16 protein-coding genes and 1 pseudogene are annotated in these 17168 nt (G+C 69.6%); 8 read left to right on the top strand and 9 right to left on the bottom strand.

Annotated features, from left to right (window positions below; all coding sequences use genetic code 11):
- Positions 1-301: 301 nt before the first annotated feature.
- Positions 302-1411, bottom strand: a complete 1110-nt coding sequence (locus tag OG490_RS01055; RefSeq protein ID WP_330294360.1) for an FAD-dependent monooxygenase — start codon at positions 1409-1411, stop codon at positions 302-304.
- Positions 1412-1577: 166 nt separating this feature from the next.
- Between OG490_RS01055 and OG490_RS01050 the strand changes: the two genes are divergently transcribed.
- Positions 1578-2573 carry a TetR/AcrR family transcriptional regulator C-terminal domain-containing protein gene (locus OG490_RS01050; RefSeq protein ID WP_330294359.1) on the top strand — a complete coding sequence of 332 codons (996 nt, stop codon included), beginning with the start codon at positions 1578-1580 and terminating at the stop codon, positions 2571-2573.
- A 132-nt stretch (positions 2574-2705) separates the two neighbouring features.
- Here the strand turns inward: OG490_RS01050 and OG490_RS01045 are convergent, their stop codons facing one another.
- The 8 genes from OG490_RS01045 to OG490_RS01010 all read right to left on the bottom strand — a co-directional run bounded on the left by OG490_RS01045 (position 2706) and on the right by OG490_RS01010 (position 10682).
- Entirely contained in the window at positions 2706-3479 is a 774-nt protein-coding gene (locus OG490_RS01045; protein ID WP_330294358.1) for a class I SAM-dependent methyltransferase, read from the bottom strand.
- Positions 3480-3570: 91 nt separating this feature from the next.
- Complete coding sequence (locus tag OG490_RS01040; protein WP_330294357.1) at positions 3571-3987, bottom strand: hypothetical protein; 417 nt, start codon at positions 3985-3987, stop codon at positions 3571-3573.
- A gap of 416 nt (positions 3988-4403) precedes the next feature.
- Positions 4404-5579 (bottom strand): hypothetical protein, encoded by a 1176-nt coding sequence (locus OG490_RS01035; RefSeq protein WP_330294356.1) that lies wholly within the window; start codon positions 5577-5579, stop codon positions 4404-4406.
- Positions 5580-5750: 171 nt separating this feature from the next.
- On the bottom strand, positions 5751-5933 hold the full coding sequence (locus tag OG490_RS01030; RefSeq protein WP_330294355.1) for a hypothetical protein: 183 nt from the start codon (positions 5931-5933) through the stop codon (positions 5751-5753).
- A 127-nt stretch (positions 5934-6060) separates the two neighbouring features.
- A complete protein-coding gene (locus tag OG490_RS01025) occupies positions 6061-6735 on the bottom strand; it encodes a response regulator transcription factor (RefSeq protein WP_330294354.1) in 675 nt (224 codons plus the stop codon).
- Positions 6732-7838: a sensor histidine kinase gene (locus OG490_RS01020; RefSeq protein ID WP_330294353.1), complete on the bottom strand. Its 1107-nt coding sequence runs from the start codon at positions 7836-7838 to the stop codon at positions 6732-6734. The genes OG490_RS01025 and OG490_RS01020 overlap by 4 nt, the downstream gene beginning before the upstream one ends.
- Before the next feature lie 107 nt (positions 7839-7945).
- Entirely contained in the window at positions 7946-8467 is a 522-nt protein-coding gene (locus tag OG490_RS01015; RefSeq protein ID WP_330294352.1) for a hypothetical protein, read from the bottom strand.
- Positions 8468-8606: 139 nt separating this feature from the next.
- Positions 8607-10682 (bottom strand): PIG-L family deacetylase, encoded by a 2076-nt coding sequence (locus OG490_RS01010; RefSeq protein WP_330294351.1) that lies wholly within the window; start codon positions 10680-10682, stop codon positions 8607-8609.
- Between the two features lie 468 nt (positions 10683-11150).
- On the opposite strand from OG490_RS01010, the pseudogene OG490_RS01005 reads away from it, so the two are divergent.
- The 7 genes and pseudogenes from OG490_RS01005 to OG490_RS00975 form a co-directional block, all read left to right on the top strand.
- Positions 11151-11273 (top strand): annotated as a pseudogene (locus OG490_RS01005) (GNAT family N-acetyltransferase); the annotation flags it as partial.
- A 66-nt stretch (positions 11274-11339) separates the two neighbouring features.
- Positions 11340-11474: a hypothetical protein gene (locus OG490_RS01000; RefSeq protein WP_330294350.1), complete on the top strand. Its 135-nt coding sequence runs from the start codon at positions 11340-11342 to the stop codon at positions 11472-11474.
- 41 nt (positions 11475-11515) lie between these two features.
- Positions 11516-11833, top strand: coding sequence for a hypothetical protein (locus OG490_RS00995; protein WP_330294349.1), 318 nt, complete (start codon positions 11516-11518; stop codon positions 11831-11833).
- Between the two features lie 1652 nt (positions 11834-13485).
- Positions 13486-14181, top strand: coding sequence for a hypothetical protein (locus tag OG490_RS00990; RefSeq protein WP_330294348.1), 696 nt, complete (start codon positions 13486-13488; stop codon positions 14179-14181).
- 77 nt (positions 14182-14258) lie between these two features.
- Entirely contained in the window at positions 14259-15509 is a 1251-nt protein-coding gene (locus OG490_RS00985; RefSeq protein WP_330294347.1) for an MFS transporter, read from the top strand.
- Positions 15510-15718: 209 nt separating this feature from the next.
- A complete protein-coding gene (locus OG490_RS00980; RefSeq protein ID WP_330294346.1) occupies positions 15719-16330 on the top strand; it encodes a hypothetical protein in 612 nt (203 codons plus the stop codon).
- Positions 16331-17134, top strand: coding sequence for a hypothetical protein (locus tag OG490_RS00975; protein WP_330294345.1), 804 nt, complete (start codon positions 16331-16333; stop codon positions 17132-17134).
- The last annotated feature ends 34 nt before the right edge of the window (positions 17135-17168 follow it).

The raw sequence follows: 17168 nt of genomic DNA, 5'->3' as shown, positions 1-17168 counted from the left end.
CAGGTGCCCTTCAGGAGCCCTGACAGCTCGCCCGCAGCCGCCGCATCCCCAAGTCTCTGGGTGTCACGTCTGCTGTGTGTTTGGTGCTGTGCCGAGGAGGGGCTCGAGGGCGCCGCGGAGATCCTCGATCTGCCGGTAGTGCGCGAAGTCATGATCAGGACCTCTTCGTGGTGGTTGTCCGCGAGTTCGCATCGGCAGCGTAGGCGGCCCGGTCGCCTGTGGAGAGACGCTGCCAGGTGACGGCGACGTCCTCGGTGGTCAACCGGTGGATAGCCGAAGGCTTGAGTGGACCGGCTGCCTATCAGCTGTCCAGCGAGAGTGCGTTCTTGGCGTGCCCGATGGATGCCTCCGAGGCGGGTCCGCCGGGATTCTCGGTGGCCAGGGCTTGGTTGAGGGCGACGAAGGGGCGCATCCGCTGCTCGTAGTGGGCATACGCGGCGTTGTGGTCTCCCTTGTCCTGGGCCAGGCAGTCGGCCAGCACGTGGGCGCCCACGAGGGCGAGGCTGGTGCCCTGGCCCGAGAGGGGGGAAGGGCAGTAGCCGGCGTCTCCGAGCAGGGTCACCCGGCCCCGTGACCACTGGTCCATACGGATCTGGGCCATGGCGTCGCAGTAGAAGTCGGGCGCCTGCCGGGCGGCCTCGGCCAGGCGGGTGCCTTCCCACCGCATCGACGCGAGCTTGTCGACGACCAGCCGACGGAGGGCAGCGCCCTCGCGGAGGCCGTGGGCGAGGGGTGCGGACTCGAAGCCGAAGGCGATCCTGAGCTCGCTGTTGCCGCGTACGGGCATGATGCCGAAGCCCGTGTCGCCGTCCCGCAGCCACATCTGCCAGTCTTCCAGGCCGAGGAAATTGTCCGCGCTGAACACCGAGAGGTAGCTGCCCAGATGATGGGCGTAATGCTCCTCCGGACCGAAGGCCAGGCGCCGTACGGTGGAGTGAAGGCCGTCAGCTCCGACCACGAGGTCGAAGGTGCGGGGCGGTCCCTGCGCGAAGTCGACGCGTACGCCGGTCTCGTCTTCGTCGAGCGCGGTGATGCTGTCGCCGAAGAGGTACTCGACGCCTTCGCGCGTGTGCTCGTGCACGATCTGCACCAGATCCTCGCGCAGCACCTCGATGTCCTCGCTGTCGAGCCGGCCGCTGCTGAAGGTCGCCTCGGTGGAGCGGTCGACCTCATGGCCGTCGGCGTCGAGGATCGACATGCCGCGCATCCGGGTCCTTACGCTGCTCGCCTGCTCCAGCAGGCCCATCCGCTCCACGACGTCGAGCGCGACGCCGCGGATGTCCACGGCCTGGCCGCCGGGGCGTTGGCCCGGAGCGCGTTCGACCACGGTGGGCGCGAAGCCGTGGCGGCGCAGCCAGTAGGCGAGGACGGGCCCGGCGATGCCGCCACCGGAGATCAGTACGGTGTGCATGAGAAGCTCCTCTAGTGCTTCGTACGGTGTACGCATACTGAACGTACGCCGTACGGCACCCCTGCTCAACTGGTCAGATTTAAGACGTGTACTAGAGCAATTGCCCTCCATTCGCTGTTGCCGCTGCTACCCTCTGCACTAGTACAGGAGAGGGAGGCGGCAGGACGTGACGAAGGCCATAGGCCCAGCCGGTGATCCGCCCTATCTGCGCATCGTCGCCGGGATCCGGCAGCGCATCGCGGACGGTGAACTCGCTCCCGGGGACCGGGTTCCCTCGACCCGGCAGGTCGCCCGGGAATGGGGCGTCGCACTTGCCACCGCAACCAAGGCCCTGACCACCCTGCGCCTGGAGGGACTCGTCGAGGCCCGGCCCCGTATCGGCACGGTCGTCGCCGGAATCCCTGTCGCCGCAACCGCCGCAACCCCCGCGGCCGGACCGGCCCGCAGGCGCCCGTCACCCGCCCCGGACACCGAGCAGGAGCTGAGCCTCGACCGGATCGTCCGCACCGCCGTCGAGATCGCCGACGCCGAAGGGCTCTCGGCGCTCTCCATGCGCGGGGTCGCGGCCAGGCTCGGCGTTGCGGCGATGTCGACCTACCGGTACGTCCCGAGCAAGGAAGACCTCGTCCTGCGCATGGCCGACGCTGCCTTCGGCGAGGAGTCCTACGGCGCGGACGCCCCCATGGATTGGCGTGCCCGCGTCGAGCTGGGTGCCCGGACCCTGTGGAGCCTCTACCGGAAGCACCCGTGGCTGGCCCAGCTCGGCTCCCTCACGCGCCCCTTGCTCGTGCCCAATCTGATGGTCCACGGCGAGTGGGTGCTCAGCGCTCTCGACGGCCACGGCCTCGACCCCACGACGCTGTTCGACATCCACGTCCTGATCTACAGCCATGTCCAAGGCCTGGCCGTGCACCTGGAAATGGAAGCGCATGCCGAAGCCGCCACGGGCCAGTCGGAGGACCAGTGGATGGACAGCCGCGCCCCCGCCCTCGGGGAGCTGGTGGAATCCGGCCGCTTCCCGACCTTCACCAAGGTGGTCGGAGCGTTCGGGGACGGCTACGACCTGCGTCTCGACGCGCTCTTCGAATTCGGGCTCAAGGCACTCCTGGACGGCCTGACTTCCATCGTCGAAGGCCAGGAAGCCAGGCCTCAGGCCCCGTGATGGCGGCCGCCGGGCCGACCGTACCCGGCCCGTAGTGGCGGTTGAGGGCGTCGATGACCGGCTCGGCGCGCACCCGTGCTTCACAGGACTGGATCAAAGGTCAGCTGAGTCCGTCCGTGATCCGTCGAACGGCTACTCGCCCGAGCCCGCAGCCAAGGCTGGTACCTCCAAGACGAAGAAGAGGAAGCAGGGTTTGGTCGAAAGGGCGTGGAAGTCGTCGGGGAACAACTCGCGGGCGGCTGGGTCGGGTTGCGGCTCGCTGATGACGGACAGGCGGAAGCCGGCGGTGGTGAAGGCGTCGGTCATCGCGTGCAGTGGCTTGCGCCAGAACCTCATCGGGGCGGACTGCCCGTTGAATGTCCAGTCGAAGGTGTAGCTGGTGGTGCCGAAGTAGTCGGGCCGGGGATCCTTGATCGTGTAGGCCACGAAGGGATGTTCCACCGACGCGATCAGCCGGCCGCCGGGCCTGGTCACCCGCCGCAACTCGGCCAGTGCCGGCCCCCAGTCCTCGAGGTAGTGCAGCACCAGCGACGCGACCACGTCGTCGAACGCATCATCGCCGAACGGCAGGGGGTCGCTCAGGTCGACCGCGTGCAGGGCGACGTCATCGCCCAGCCGCCGTTTCGCCAACGCCAGCATCCCTGTGCTGGCGTCGATCCCCGTGACGACCGCGCCGCGGTCACGTAGCGCGGCGGACAGCGGACCCGAGCCGCAACCGGCGTCCAGGATCTGACGGCCGGCCACGTCTCCGGCGAGGGCCAGCATCGCGGGCCGCTCGTAGTACGCGTTCACCAGACTGTTCTCGTTCTCCGCCGAGTACGCCTCGGCGAAACTGTCGTAGTCATTCGCCGCAATCGGGTCTGCGGGCTGGGCGAGAACTTCTGGCAGGTCGGTTAAGCGTTCCATCATCGAAGCCTAGTAGTCGCATGATTCGCCGGACAGGCGCCTCAGCCCGCAGGCTCGCGCCCGCTACCCCGCATCACGTCAACTTCTACGCTCAACACACAACGGCAGGACCCATGCCGCCGTAGTAGTAGGTCGGTGAGGTGAACCACGACTCGGCGTAATACTTCGTGCCGTCGCAGGGCTGATTCACCGGCGGGCCCTGAACGGACCCGGACGGGCCCCAGACCGTGCTGCATTTCTTCGATCCGCCCACCTCTGCCAGATTTTGATTGAGGAGGTGAACGCACAGGGTGATGGAGGTGTTGTTGCCGCCGTGGGTGCTCACCGTGCCCCACGTGGGGTTGCTCTGGCCCATGTACCAGTTGATGCAGGTGTGCACGTACAGGCCGTCGGCATACACGTCCGGGGTGCGGCACGCGTAGTCGACAGTGGCTGCGTGGGCTCCGGAGGCTGTCCCGATCAGGCTGGCGGCGGCCAGAGTCAGGGTGGCTGCGGCGGTTGCGGTCATTTGCCTGAAGCTGCGCAAGGTGCCCTCCCCATGGTGGCGACTAGCGTCGGAACGTGACACTAGGGCGACGCGCAGGAAGCAGAACAGTGCGGAATCCGCCGCGCCGCTGGCTGGAAAATCGCGCTACTCGGAGGGCTTGACCCAATGGGTGAAGACGTAGAGTCCGCGCAGGGCGCTGGCGATCTCCAGAGATGCCGGGTGCCTTCGGGGAGGTCCCGGTCCTGCACGTAGTGCTCGGCTGTTGCGTCCAGGGCGCGGAGCCTGCGGCTGTACATGACGCATCGGAAGGCCCGTACGCCGGTGAGCAGTACGGCGGTGGCCCCGGCGTACGGCTACGGGCCTGCGAGCCGGTGCAGGGTCGCGGCCTTGTGCGCACTCCCGGCGAAGACGGTGCCCGGGGCCGTGGGTGGATGGATCTACTGAGTACAGCCCGTGGCAGAGGGGTTTGAGGGGTCGCAGTTGCCGGGGTTGTTGTTTGTGATGGTGGTGTGGTTCAGGGTGACGGTTCCGCCGTTGTTGTGGAGACCGGCGGGGGCGTGGGCCGCGGTATTGCGTGTGACACGGGAGTCGTTGAGCGTCGCGTCGCCCTGGTTGTGGATGCCGGCGCCGGTTCCTTGGGTGACTGCGTTCCCGTCGATGACGGTGTTGCGGGTGTTGAGCGTTCCAAAGTTGTAGATGCCGCCACCGGAGAAGCTTGCGGTGTTGCCGCGGATGGTGGTTTGGACGTTGGTGGTGAGCGTCCCGAAGTTGGCGATGCCCCCGCCGGTCCTGGCGTTGTTGTTGTGGATCTGGCTGCTGGTGACGGTCGCGGAGGAACTGTTGTTGTGGATGGCGCCGCCCAGGCCTTGTGCTTCGTTGCCGGTGAGGATGCTCGAGGTCAGGGCGAAGGGTGAAGAGATGCTGCTGTGCGAGATGGCTCCGCCGTTACCACCGGTGACGGGGCCGGTGGAGTTGTTGGTGAAGACGCTGAGGTCCACGCGTGTGGCGCCGCTGCTCAGGATGGCGCCGCCGTGGCCGGCTTCGGTGTTGTTGCCGTTGAAGTAGGAACCTACGACGCGGAGGGTTCCGTTGTTGTTGCTGATGGCGCCGCCTCCGTTGCTGGAGGTGTTGCCGGTGAGGCGGGTGTTTGCAAGGGAAACGACGGTGTCGAATCCCAGCTGGATGGCCCCACCCTGGGCGCCTCCGCCGGCTTTGGCGTTGGTGAGGGCAAGGTCTCGGAGAGTCAGGTTCGCGCGGGTGGCAGGGGGGAGGTTGAAGAAGCGGAATTCGTTGTCGGTGTTGTCGTCGCGGGTGATGGTGGCGTTGCGTCCGTTGATGGTGATGGGGCTGGTGATCTGGGGGAGCGCGGCCTGGCCGGGGCCGGCGATCTGCTGGGTGTAGGTGTAGGTGCAGTCGCGGGCGAGGTTGAGGGTGTCGGCGGTGGTGGGGGTGCTGTTGGCGGTGGTGATGGCCTGGATGAGGGCGGCGGGGGAGCAGGTGACGTTGATGGTGGCGGCGTGAGCGGGGGTGGCGATCAGGCCGGAGAAAGTGAGTGCGAATGCGGGCGCGGCGAGCAGGGTGGCGGCCTGGCGGGGGCGGCGCAGTGGCCTCATTGTCTGACTCCTTTTTTGGGGGGAGCGCCGGGGGCGACCCGATCATTGTTTACATCAGATCAACATCCATTCTTTTCGGGACACACCGGACGTATGCCGTGGGGTGCCTCGGCCGGGCCGGACGGATCCGCTCCTCTCCCGAGGCGAGGACCCGAGCGGGCTGATCGGGGGTCAGCCGAGGAAGACGCGTCCGACAGGCATCCAGCGCTGTTCGGCCGAGTACACGCTGGAGGAGTTGACGCTCCAGCGGTAGCCGGCGAAGCCGCCCATCGTGTTGTCCGAGTAGAAGATCATGTACCCGTAGCCGACGCCGGTGCCGGTGGCCCAGTCGGTCACGTTCCCGGTGGCGTCCACGGTCGGCTGGATACGGGAGTCGGGGAACGCCTGGTAGTTGGCGAGGCTCCTCGGATCGGCCGGGACCGCCCCATTTCCGCACGGTCGTCCGCTCGTCGCCGGCCAGCTTGTGGCGGGAGGAGCCCCGTCAGGCCAGTCCTGTTTCGATGGCGCGCCGGACGGCGGCCGCCCGGTCCTGGATGCCGGCTTTGGCGAACAGGTTGTTGATGTGCGTTTTTACGGTGGCCTCGCTGATGAAGAGCTTCTCGGCGATGCCCCGGTTGGGCAGGCCCTGTCCGATCAGCGCGAGGACCTCACGTTCGCGAGGGGTGAGGTCTGCGGGCAGGGCGGGTCCTGGCCCCGGGGACTTCGCGGACGTGGTCCTGGCGGAGGCGAGCAGGCGGTTCTGTACTTCGAGGTCGAGCACCGACTGACCGGCGGCAGCGGCCCGGATGGCCCGGGTGATGTCCTGGCGTCCCGCGTTCTTGGTCAGATACCCGCGGGCTCCCGCGCCCAGTGCGCCCAGGATCGAGTCGTCGTCGGCGAAGGTGGTGAGTACGACCACCGCCACCCGCGGGTACTGCTCGGCCAGCCGGCGGGTCGTCTCGATCCCGTCCATGACGGGCATCCTCAGGTCCATCAGTACGACGTCCACCGGCCCGGCGGCCACGGCCGCCAGCACTTCGGTCCCGTTCGCGGCGGCCGCGACGACGTCGATGTCCTCGGCCAGGCCGAGGACCGCGGCGAGCGGCTCCCGGACGGCGGCCTGGTCGTCGGCGACGACCACTCTCAGCTTCTGCGGCTCCGTGGTCACGTCGCTCATCCCGGGATCACTGCCTTCACCTGCCAGCCGCCCCGCCCCGGCCCTTCGGTGACCGGGCCCGCGGTGACGGTTCCATCCAGTAGGGCGACGCGTTCGCGCATGCCGATCAGTCCCATCCCGCTTCCCGGGGCCGTGTCCACCTCGCGGGTACCGGGGCGGTTGCGGATCCTCAGTGTCACCGATGCGATTTCGAACACCAGCTCTACGCCGACGGCGCCCCCTGGCGCGTGCCGAGCCGCGTTGGTCAGCGACTCCTGGGCGATCCGCAGCAGGTTCTGGGTCACCTGGGTGGGCAGTTCGCGGTCCGTACCGGTGACGGTGAGGGCATCGTGGTGGCCCGAGGATTCGACCATCGCGGTCAGGCTCTCGACGAGCGGTAGCGCGTCCTCGCGCAGCGCGTGCACGGTCCACTGCGCCTGCTTCAGGCTCTCTTTGACCAGTGCGTGGGCTCTGGCGTTGGCCTCCCGGACCTTCTCCAGATCACCGGTGTCGATCAACGCGTCGGCCAGCTCCAGCTGCATGTTGATCCCGGCCAGCGAGTGGGCCAGTACGTCGTGCACGTCCCGGGCGATCCTGCCGCGCTCGGTCAGCACGGCCGTCCGCGCCTCGGCCAGGGCGGCGCGTTCGGCCGACTCGGACGCCGCGATCACCGCCCGTACGCTCTGGCGCTGGCTGCGGTTGAGGATGCCGATCAGGACCGGAGCGCCGGTGGCGAGACCCAGTGTCCAGGGCAGTTGCTGGTGCCCGGGCCCCAGACCGAGGTACAGGACGCCGGCGCAGAGCACGCTGCAGAGCCCCGCGAGGGCCAGGGCCCACCTGGTCTCCAGCCGGTATCCGATGTGGCCGGACAGGAAGAAGGCGAAGAGGTATCCCGTTCCGCTACTGCTGACGGAGATCAGAGCGGCCGAAGCGATGACACCGACGGTCAGCCAGGCGGGGGCGTAACGCTGGGTCGCCGCGTTCTCGGGCAGGCCCCGCGCCAGCAGAGCGGCCGTGGCGACGATGAAGAGGGCGGTGACGGCCAGTGCCCGGCCGCTGAAACCCATGGGCCGGACCGTCACGACTCCGGCAACGACGACCGCCAGGGTCAGGGCCCACCTCACCCGGGGGTCCTGTCCCGGAACCGGACGCACGGCCGCCTCCGGGGACGGTGCCGTCCCTGGAGGCGGAGGGCTCTGCGTCTGGGGCATGCGCAGAAGATACTGCACGGTCACACCGTACGGTCGAGGACGGGAACGGCGCGGACCATCGTGTGGCTGCGGCTCCGGATGAAGATCGTCGCCAGTCGCGTGACCACTTCGGTGAGCGCCATCAGAACGAACGCCGCCACCCAGGCCTTGTCGCTGGTGATCTGATGGGCGGCGCTGAACCGGGCGACATCGCCGGCGCCGCCGTGCTCGACCCACAGCTGGAAGCTCATCCGAGCCCCCATGCCCACGACCCACAGCACGGCCGACACCACACCGGCCTTGATCAGGATGTGCTCGCCCACGGTCCGGACCCTGGTGTAGACGCCACCGGCGATGCCGAGGACGGCACCCACGCCGACGAGGACCGCGATCAGCACCAGGTCATTGCCGGCGGTGGGGATGGTGTCCAGGTACGAGTACGCCACGAAGCCCACGATCCCCAGCGGGATCAGGAAGGTTTTCGCGTCGAGCCGGCCCTCCCGAAGCTGCCGGAAGACGATCAAGAGAAGGGCGATGTCGGTGATCCACTCGGTCGTTGTCATGCCCTCAAGCCTGCTGCGGGGCGGCTCGCGGCGCCTGGACCCAGGGGTGGAGACAAGGGTGGAGTTCCACCGCTCTCCACCTCTGCACCCCGGCCTTCTGCTTGCCGTCCCCGGCGGCGAGCCATGGCCCAGCCTCTGGCTACCCGGGAGCCAGCCTCCATTTCGGTGCGTCCGCTTCGGACGTCCGGGCCCAGTAGAGCTTGGCATCGAGGCCCAGCGCGGTGAGGAAGCCGTGCGATCCGGTCCGCATGCCGGCGGGAGCACCCGAGATGAGCAGCTCGGCGCTGCTCCACTGCGGTGTGCCGCTGCCGATCAGGGCCGTACCCAGGGTGCCGTCGGGGCCGCGGCCGGCTATGGCGGTGCCGCACAGGCCCACCGCGCCGTAGCCGCCCACTCCGCCCACGTCGAGCACGACCGGGCGGCCGGAGCCGTCGAGAACGGCCGTCTGGACGGCGCCCGAGTCGGGCTTGCGGAAGAACACCCGCACCCCGTCGCCGTCGGCGCAGGCGGAGAGTCCGCCGACCGTGGTCGCGGGCAGTCCGCTCTGTTGGGGGCGGGCCGGGAGAGGGGCGCCGGGTTTGGCCTGGGCCCAGGTCAGAACGGACTCCGGGGTGGCGGCCAACACGTGGATGCGGCCGGCACGGTCGGTCGTGGCGGCCGGGTCGCCGTGCAGACCCGTGCCACCGAGGTCGGTCCACGCGGACCACTTTCCCGTTGCGTCCTGCTCGATCCGGTAGAGCCTGAGGTCTCCTCCACGCACGAACACCGCGAGGCGGCCGGAGCCGTCGACGGCGGGGGCCGGGGCCGACAGGTCCGACAACGCGCTGGCACCGCTCTGGGGCGGTGAGCCGAGCGCACGGAAGGGGCCGAAGTCGCCCTCGGGGCGTTGCTGGACGGCGGTGACGACCTCACGACGGTAGTCGCCACCCGGGCCGAGGTGGGTGCAGGTGCCGAAAACGGCGATACGGCTGTCGGGCAGCCGTACCGCTGTGAGTCCGCCGTCGAGCAGCCCGTCCGCTGCCAGCAGGTTCGGACCCGCCCACGTGTCCTTCGTGCCGGACGGCTTGTGCCAGACGGCGAGCTTCTGGTCGAGGACGCCGAATGCCCACAGGCTGCCGTCTTCGCCGGGCTGGAGCCAACTGGTCGAATTGGCGCGGGAATAGCGGACCGACTGAGCCCAGTTGTTGCCGTACGGCCGATTGGAGACCTTGCGGTCGCCGCAACCCGCCTTGCTGCCACAGAAGTTGTCCTTCGGGTCCATCCAGGCGTAGGTCTTCACCGTCTCCGCCTTGGCATCCGCCTGGGCCTGATCGAAGGCGTGGGGCAGGTAGCTGGTGTTGTAGCCGAGGTAGCTCTGGACGGTGAAGTTCGGGCGACCCGAGGTGGCGGCGTATTTCTGGAGCGCCGCCTGGGCGAAGCGGGCGCTGAAGACGTGGTCCTGGTGATCGACGATCTGATGCCTGACGCCCTCACGGGCCGGGCTGGGGTCCAGGGTGCGTATGTGGGTGGGGCGAAAGTGCGCCATCAGAACGACGAGCGCGTCGACGAGCTGGTCCTTGGTGTAGCTGATGGGCTTGGCCGGGGTGGCGGATGCGGGGACGGGCTCCAGGGAGTGGGTCTGGCCGTTCCACAGGCCGCGAAGGCTTTGCGGTACGTCCTTGTACATCTCGCGGGCCTCGCGCACCTGCATCCAGACCAGGTTGATCTGCGGGTGCGCCTGAAGGGTGTCCAGCTCCGCGGAGCCGCCGCCGGTCGTGGGTATCGAGGTACGGGTCCAGGGGCTGGTCTTGTCGCCGGTGGCCATCTGCGCGTATGCCGCGCGTATGCCGTTCTGCCTGGCCTCGGCGTACTGCGCCCGGTCGGCGGGCGGCATGGGGTGCCCCGCGGACGCGAATCCGGGGGCGTTGACGCCGTCGGCCTCCCCGGCCGTCATGTACACCGAGGTCATTGGGCGACCGGAGCGCAGCGAATGGCCCGTGTCCGGGTTCATGAAGAACAGGTCGTCGTCGGCGTGGGCGACGATCTGCATGACCGACTCGCTGCTCACGAGGGGCACCGCCGGGTCGCTGTGCGCTCCGGCCCCGTCGTCCGCGCCATCCGTTCCGCCCGGCCAGGAAGCCGCCGCGTACCCCGCGGCTCCGACGAGCGTCACCGCCGCGGACGCCAGCATGAAGTTTCTGCGGGACGGCGCGGCTCGGTGCCGACTGGGCGTCATCTGTCGATCCTTCGGTGCGTCGGCCCGGCAGGCCTCGTTCTCGGAGAGTCAGCACCGCCCCTCCGCTTCCGGCCGCTGGTGCTGATCGGATCAGACGTGGTCAGAGTCCGATCGAATGGAGAGATGAAGTGATCCAAAGTTGGGTTCATTGCGACCCGTGTATCTCGTGTCACACCCGGGCCACGCCCTGGCCACGCCCTGGCCACACCCTGGTCACGCCCTCGGGCCAGTGGGAATCCTCCTGTTGAGGCGGCGGGGCGGCGCTCGGCCGGCTGCCCAGCCAGCCGTCGGCGCGGGACGAAAGACCTCGGTCACACAGGTCCATGGCACTGCCCGCTGCGTGGTTCAGTACGCCGCGCGTGCCAGCCGTGGACGACTCCGCGGTTCGTCGCGGCCCGACCTGCTCCACCGTCTTGACCGGCACCGAAGACATCGCGTGGCGGGGACCGGGCGGGCGCCTACACCCTGGCGCGGATCCCCGAGACCGCTGGGACGTTGGCCCGCACCGGCCGCCGTTTCTCGTGGCCGGTGGGGCCCGCCTCGACACCGCCGGACCTCACCGCCCTTCTGGCAGCGGCCGGTTGTGCGGCCCGGTGTCCGACGTTGTGCGTCCTCTCCAGGGCGCCCAGCCCGAGGGTGGCGTACGTGGCGTAGACGGTGACCGGATCCATCGCCGAACGCGGCAACCGCGGACCGGCCGGGGCCCCGACCCCCGACGGCCGCCTGATCGGCACCATCACCGCCTACTGTCGCGGCCAGACTCTCTGCCCCGACTGGATCAACACGCTGTGAACGCCGGCACCGGATCCGCACCGATGGGGAACGCTGCAGGCATGGACGACCACTTCGCGCAGGCCCTGTTGACGCTGCGCAGGTTCATCGGCGTGCCCCTGCCCGCCACCGACTGGCGCATCCGCGCCGTGCTGCGCCCCGACCAGGACCGGATCCGGGTCCGCCTGGTTGACTCGCTGGGACGGGCGGCTGTCGGCTTGGGCGGGAATGACGGCCAAACCGATGGCCAGGGTGAGCCCGGCCAGTGCGGCCAGGGCCTTGGGCCGACGTATGAACTCTCGCTTCACGGTGGTCCCTTCACGTGGTGTTTCCCGCTGCCTGGATTGGCGGAAGCGGTGGAACACCACGCTGGAACCTGATCTCATGGTCCGCCGGGGTGTGTTGGCATCAGCGCAGGTCAGGGGGGATGCAGATACCTGACAACCGCGAACTTGTGCGAACGTGCCGGACATTTGGAGGGGGAGGAATGAACAAGCCGGGCGCCGTCCAGGGCCGTTGAAGGGCCGCACCGGCGAGGCCAATGCCCTCGCGCAGTTCCTGAGGGAGCTGACCGCGGAACGCACGGGGGACTGGCTCGCGGAGCGCTACGGCCTGAGCCGGAGTGTGTGGAGCGAGTCCCGATCCGGTCAGAAGATCATTGCGCTGTCGCGCCTCACCCGCGTGATCGAGGACCGCTTCGCCCGCGACGCCCGTGCCCGGGACCAGCAGATCCAAGAGGCACGCCGCCTGTACAACGCCGCCATGGCCGCGGCCGCGGCCGTCGAGACGCCGGACGCATCAGACAGTCCAGCAGGCTTGAAGTCCACCCCTGAGGGTTCGGTTTCAGGGCCTGGGACGGACGGCGCGCCCGTCGGTGGAGCCTCCGGGTTATCCGCGGACAATCCTCCGGCCTCGCCGGATGCCGGACCCATGTCCTCCACGGACGGCCTGCCGACGGTTCCACCGGAGCAGCTCGTGTCGCGTCCGCCCGCAGGACCGGGCAGGCGACCGGCTGGGCGGCTGAGTCGGTGGAGGCCCCCCCGCGCAGTGGGCTGCGCTGGCGGCCCTGGTCACGGTCCTCGTCATCGCCAACCGATCCGACCACGCGAAGGACCCCTCCACGGAAGAGCCCTCGCAGCAGGGCATGGGCCAGGAGCGCCCGGCGTCTACCGAATCGGGCCCGGCCCCCAGCGGTTCCGCGGCCTCTGAACAGTCCCAGCCCCCGCCCGGGACCCCGTCGGACGGAGCACCGTCCGTGTCCGTCCTGCCCGATCCGGCAGTAACCATCGACAAGCCCACCGACGACACGGTCCCCCGCTGCATCGACATCTCCGGTCAAGGGCAGCCCGTCGAAGGCCACCACTTGTGGATCAGCGTGCGCGTCGACAACGAGTACTTCATCCTCAAACCGGTGCGCCAGGACAGTACCGATGGGGCGGGCAGATGGAGCGCCGGCCCTCGACGGACCTTGATCGTTGCTGGGGCTTTCACAGCCTGGTTCCTTCGTGCACCGGCAGTGATCCACATCAGCAGCGGCCGTGGCTGGGACGCCGTCCGCCGGGCCTACGTCGCCACATTCGGCCCGGATCCCAGCGCACCGGGACGACGGCCGAGGTCGCCCACCCGTCCTCCAACGCGGTCATGACGGCCCGGATGTTTCCTCATCCCCGCCGGTGATGTCCAGCACCACCAGGCCGGTTTCCGAGATCTGCTGCTCGTTGATCGGCCTCATTTCCCCACCGGCTTCATGGGGGAAGAGCGCGGTTCTCCGGCGGCTCGGGAACCAGCTGTACGAGGGCGACCCGAATCCGGATCCGCAGCCCGGGCGGGACTGCGCGGAGCTGGTCCAGAGCGGTGCCGCGCTGATGACCGAGCTCGGGCAGTCCGGCGGCGGCCAGGCGCCTGTACGACCCGACCCGCTGTCGGGAAGATCACAGGGAAGCTGACGGGATCGGGAGGGGCGGAGCGGCGTGCCCGGCCAGAATGGGCCCGAAGAGGGGGAATGCCCCGTGTCCGCATTGGGGAGTTGGGCGTGCCGAAAATGAATCCCGTCCTGGCCGCCGCGGCCGTCGTGTCCGCCGCGGTCGTGCTGTCCGGCTGTAGCAGCGAGCCGCCTTCGCTCACGTTCGGGTCGGCGAAGCCGTCGGGTGCGCGGCTCGAGGCACGGCCCGCACGTGGAGCTTCGCTGCCCCTCGCTCAGTGGCCCAACGCGTGCGAGGTGCTGGGTGATGAGGAGATCCGCGCGATCCTGCCGCAAGCGAAGGACTTCCAGCGTGAGCCGGTCAAGGTGACCGTCATCAACTTCAACCCCCTCGAAACCTCGGATCCGGGAACTACGGGCGACGTGCCGACGGGTGGGTGCAAGACCGAGTTCGGGCTGCCGGCCAAGTACAAGAGCAAGCACAACAGCGACATCCGCATCGTCTTCAAGGCCGTCGCCGATCCCGCTCTCGTGGAGGCCTCCTACGCCGAGGACCGAGACGACGAGGCGAAGCGGGCCGGCCAGGACACCACGAAGTTCCGTGACCTCAAGGACTCGCTGGGTGCGGCGGGGTGCTATGCCAAGGGCACGACCGCCACCATGGTCTGCCATCAAGGCCCGTACCAGTTCGAGGTGAGCGGCTCGTCGACCGCGGACGGCGTCGGCAAATACCCGCAGGCCGACGAGAACTGGCGCCAGAAGGTCCTGACCGAGGTGGTACGCACCGTGAGTGCCCGCATGGCGTGAACCCGACGTGGGCGGGGGCACGCCCGTTGTCGCTGAGGGGGAGGGCCGGTTCTGTGACCACTGCTAGCCTGCCGTCCATGATCAAGGGTGGCCTGGCAGGCCGAATAGGCCGCATGGCGGGGGACAGCAAGCCGGAGCGCGTGCTGATCGCCGCCAGTTTTACCAACCGGGTCGGCAACGGTCTGTTCAACGCGGCGTCGGCGCTCTATTTCACCTTGGTCGTAGGCCTGCCCGCGGTGCAGGTCGGCGCCGCGCTCACCATCGCCGGCGTGATCGGCTTGTGCGCGGGGATACCCGGAGGGCATCTCGCCGACCGGCGCGGGGCGCGCACGATCATGATGCTGGCCCTCGCGGTCCAGGCGATGTCGATGGCGGCCCTTGTCCTCGTCGAGAGCTGGGCCGCACTCACGATCATCGCGACGGTCGACCAGATCGCCGCGGCGGCGGGTGGAGCGGCCTGGGGCGCTCTGGTGGTCCGGGTCGGGGGCGATCGCCCGGCCCTGTTCCGGGCGAAGCTGCGCACCTTCGTCAACCTGGGTGTCATTCTCGGAACGGTGGGTGCCGGGCTGGCGCTGGCCGCGGACACCCGTGGCGCCTATGTCACGCTGATCCTCGGCAATGCGGCGAGCTTCGCCCTGTGCGCGGCGCTTCTGCTCCTGCTGCCCCGCTATCCGGTGCTGGCGGCACCGCCGCAGCAGCGTCGCTGGCTCGCTTTCGCGGACCGCCCGTTCCTGACGTTCACCGCCCTCTACGGGGCCATGGGACTGCAATACCCGGTGGTCTCCCTGCTCCTGCCGATCTGGATCTCCGAACACACCCAAGCGCCGCGCTGGACGGTGGCGGCACTGTTCGCCGTCAATGCCGCCTTCTGCGTACTGATGCAGACCAGGATCGGATCCCGCATCGAAACCCCGCACGACGGCGGCAGGGCGTTTCGCATTGCGGGGCTGCTCTTCCTCGTCAGCTGCCCGATGATGGCGATGGCTGCGTACACCCCGGTCTGGGCGGCGGCGGGACTGGTCCTGGCAGCGATCTTCGTGCACAGCCTGGCAGAGGTGTGGGAGTCCTCGGCGGGCTTCGCCCTGGGCTTCGGTTTCGCCCCCGACCACGCCCAGGGCCAGTACCAAGGCCTCCTCGGCCTCGGCTTCAGCGCGGGCCAGGCTCTTGCCCCCGCGATCCTCACCACCGTGGTGCTCGGCCTCGGCACGACGGGCTGGCTGCTGCTGGCGTTGTTCTTCGCGGCAGTGGGCGCTGCCGGCCCATCGCTGGCCCGCTGGGGCATGCGAACCCGGCCGCAGCAGGGCACGGCCGCGGAAGTGACGGGATGACCAGTTAGTACCGCGCCCTCCGGCAGGTCCACCGCGCGGCGCACGAAATCAACTGCCATCTCCGGGATCTCGTCCGGCTTCGGGGACCACCCGGACCACCCCTTGGGCCCGCATTCGTCTTCCGAAAAGCCTTACGCCGAAACCGGCTTACTCGGCGAAGTCCTGCACGACCACCGACAGCCGGGCCCGACCCCTGACAGCCTTTGGGGATGGACAGTGGCGCAACTTCCATCGTCGAGATCATCCTGCCCGGCATCGGGCCCGCCGACCGGGCAGCGGTGGTGCAGCCCACCGGGATCCGGAGGGTGAGCGGGGACCGGAGCGCCGGGGTGTACCGGGGGGACGGGGCACCGCACGAGCCGGGGGCCGGGGTGGTGCGGGAGGTGTACGACTGGGCCACGCTGACCATTGGCGGGGCCCGGCGCGCGCTGTGGCTGTTTCTGGTGCCCTTCCTGCTCCTCAACACGGTCGTGTGGCTGCAGCCCTTCGCGCTGGAGCGACGCTGGGCAACCAGGGCGTACCTGGGCGCCACTCGGCTGGTCGGGCTGACACTGACCGTGCTGGCGGTGGCCACCTGCGCCGAGGTGGCCATGGACCAGCTCGTCAGGCAGTGCGGCAGCCCGGGGATCTGTGACCCTGCGAACCCTGCGGTGCGGGCGGTCGCAGGCCTGGGCGCCGGGTGGGGGCTGGTCGCCGCGGTGGCCGTGCCGCTGACGCTGGCGCTGCTGCTGGCCGCACCGGCCTTCGGGGGCGGCGGGGAACGCCCCACCGGGTGGCTGCTGTTCGCGGCGATGGGCGGGCTGGGGCTGCTGGTGGTGTGAGTGCTGCTGCTGGCCCTGGCCGTCGGGTCGGTGTGGGCGGCGGGGGCACGGCGGCGCCAGGCGTCGTTGTACGGGGCCACGGGCGCGGCCCTCGGGGTGGTGGCCGCTCTCGCGGGCTGGGTGTGCAGCGCCGCGCTGATGATGTGGTCGCGGGAGTGGCTGACGCGGGACGGCGGGGAGTCCGGGATCGTGCTGCCGCGCGCTGTGCAAGCGGTGTCGATGGCACTGCCGCTGCTGCTGGCCACGGCGGCGGTGGCGGCTCCCGTGGTCGGGGTGGTGCTCACGGTGAAGAGGTGGCGGCGGACGCGGTCCTGGCCGCCGCCAACGGACGAGGAGGGCCGGGAGAGGACGCGGCGCACGGAGGAGTTGCGGGCCGCCGAGGACCGGGCGGGGAAGGTGCCGGCGTGGCTGGGCCGGATGGCCGGGACGTCCGCAGCCGCCGCGGTTGCGGCCGTGGGTGGAACCTACGCGTTCCGGCTCAAGTGGCTGACCGCGTACGCGGACCTGGTGATCGCGCAGCTGAACTCGATGGGCGGCGTGATCCTGGTCGGCCTGGTCGCGGTCATGGTGTTCGCGGTGCGGGCGATGGTGCTGCAGCCGCAGATGCGGCGGAACGCGGGGATGATGTGGGCGATCGGCGCCTTCTGGCCGCGCGCCGCGCACCCGTTCACGCCCGCGACCTGGACCGGCCGGAGCGTACCGGAGCTGGTGCACCGGCTGCGGCACCTGACCGGCGGGCCGCAGGACCGCGTCCTGGTCTCCGCGCATTCGATGGGGGCGGTGCTGGGAGTGCTGGCGCTGTGACAGCTGGAGCCGGAGCGGCGGGCCCGGATCGCCC

This window comes from Streptomyces sp. NBC_00503 (assembly GCF_036346895.1).
Taxonomy (GTDB): domain Bacteria; phylum Actinomycetota; class Actinomycetes; order Streptomycetales; family Streptomycetaceae; genus Streptomyces.
This window is presented reverse-complemented; position numbering and strand designations above follow the sequence as displayed.

What these genes read in the sequence shown, in the direction of transcription:
- OG490_RS01055 (WP_330294360.1), bottom strand. Translation starts at nt 1,411, where the DNA reads ATGCACACCGTACTGATCTCCGGTGGCGGCATCGCCGGGCCCGTCCTC.
- OG490_RS01045 (WP_330294358.1), bottom strand. Translation starts at nt 3,479, where the DNA reads ATGGAACGCTTAACCGACCTGCCAGAAGTTCTCGCCCAGCCCGCAGAC.
- OG490_RS01040 (WP_330294357.1), bottom strand. Translation starts at nt 3,987, where the DNA reads ATGACCGCAACCGCCGCAGCCACCCTGACTCTGGCCGCCGCCAGCCTG.
- OG490_RS01035 (WP_330294356.1), bottom strand. Translation starts at nt 5,579, where the DNA reads ATGAGGCCACTGCGCCGCCCCCGCCAGGCCGCCACCCTGCTCGCCGCG.
- OG490_RS01025 (WP_330294354.1), bottom strand. Translation starts at nt 6,735, where the DNA reads ATGAGCGACGTGACCACGGAGCCGCAGAAGCTGAGAGTGGTCGTCGCC.
- OG490_RS01015 (WP_330294352.1), bottom strand. Translation starts at nt 8,467, where the DNA reads ATGACAACGACCGAGTGGATCACCGACATCGCCCTTCTCTTGATCGTC.
- OG490_RS01010 (WP_330294351.1), bottom strand. Translation starts at nt 10,682, where the DNA reads ATGACGCCCAGTCGGCACCGAGCCGCGCCGTCCCGCAGAAACTTCATG.
- OG490_RS00995 (WP_330294349.1), top strand. Translation starts at nt 11,516, where the DNA reads ATGGACGACCACTTCGCGCAGGCCCTGTTGACGCTGCGCAGGTTCATC.
- OG490_RS00985 (WP_330294347.1), top strand. Translation starts at nt 14,259, where the DNA reads ATGATCAAGGGTGGCCTGGCAGGCCGAATAGGCCGCATGGCGGGGGAC.
- OG490_RS00980 (WP_330294346.1), top strand. Translation starts at nt 15,719, where the DNA reads ATGGACAGTGGCGCAACTTCCATCGTCGAGATCATCCTGCCCGGCATC.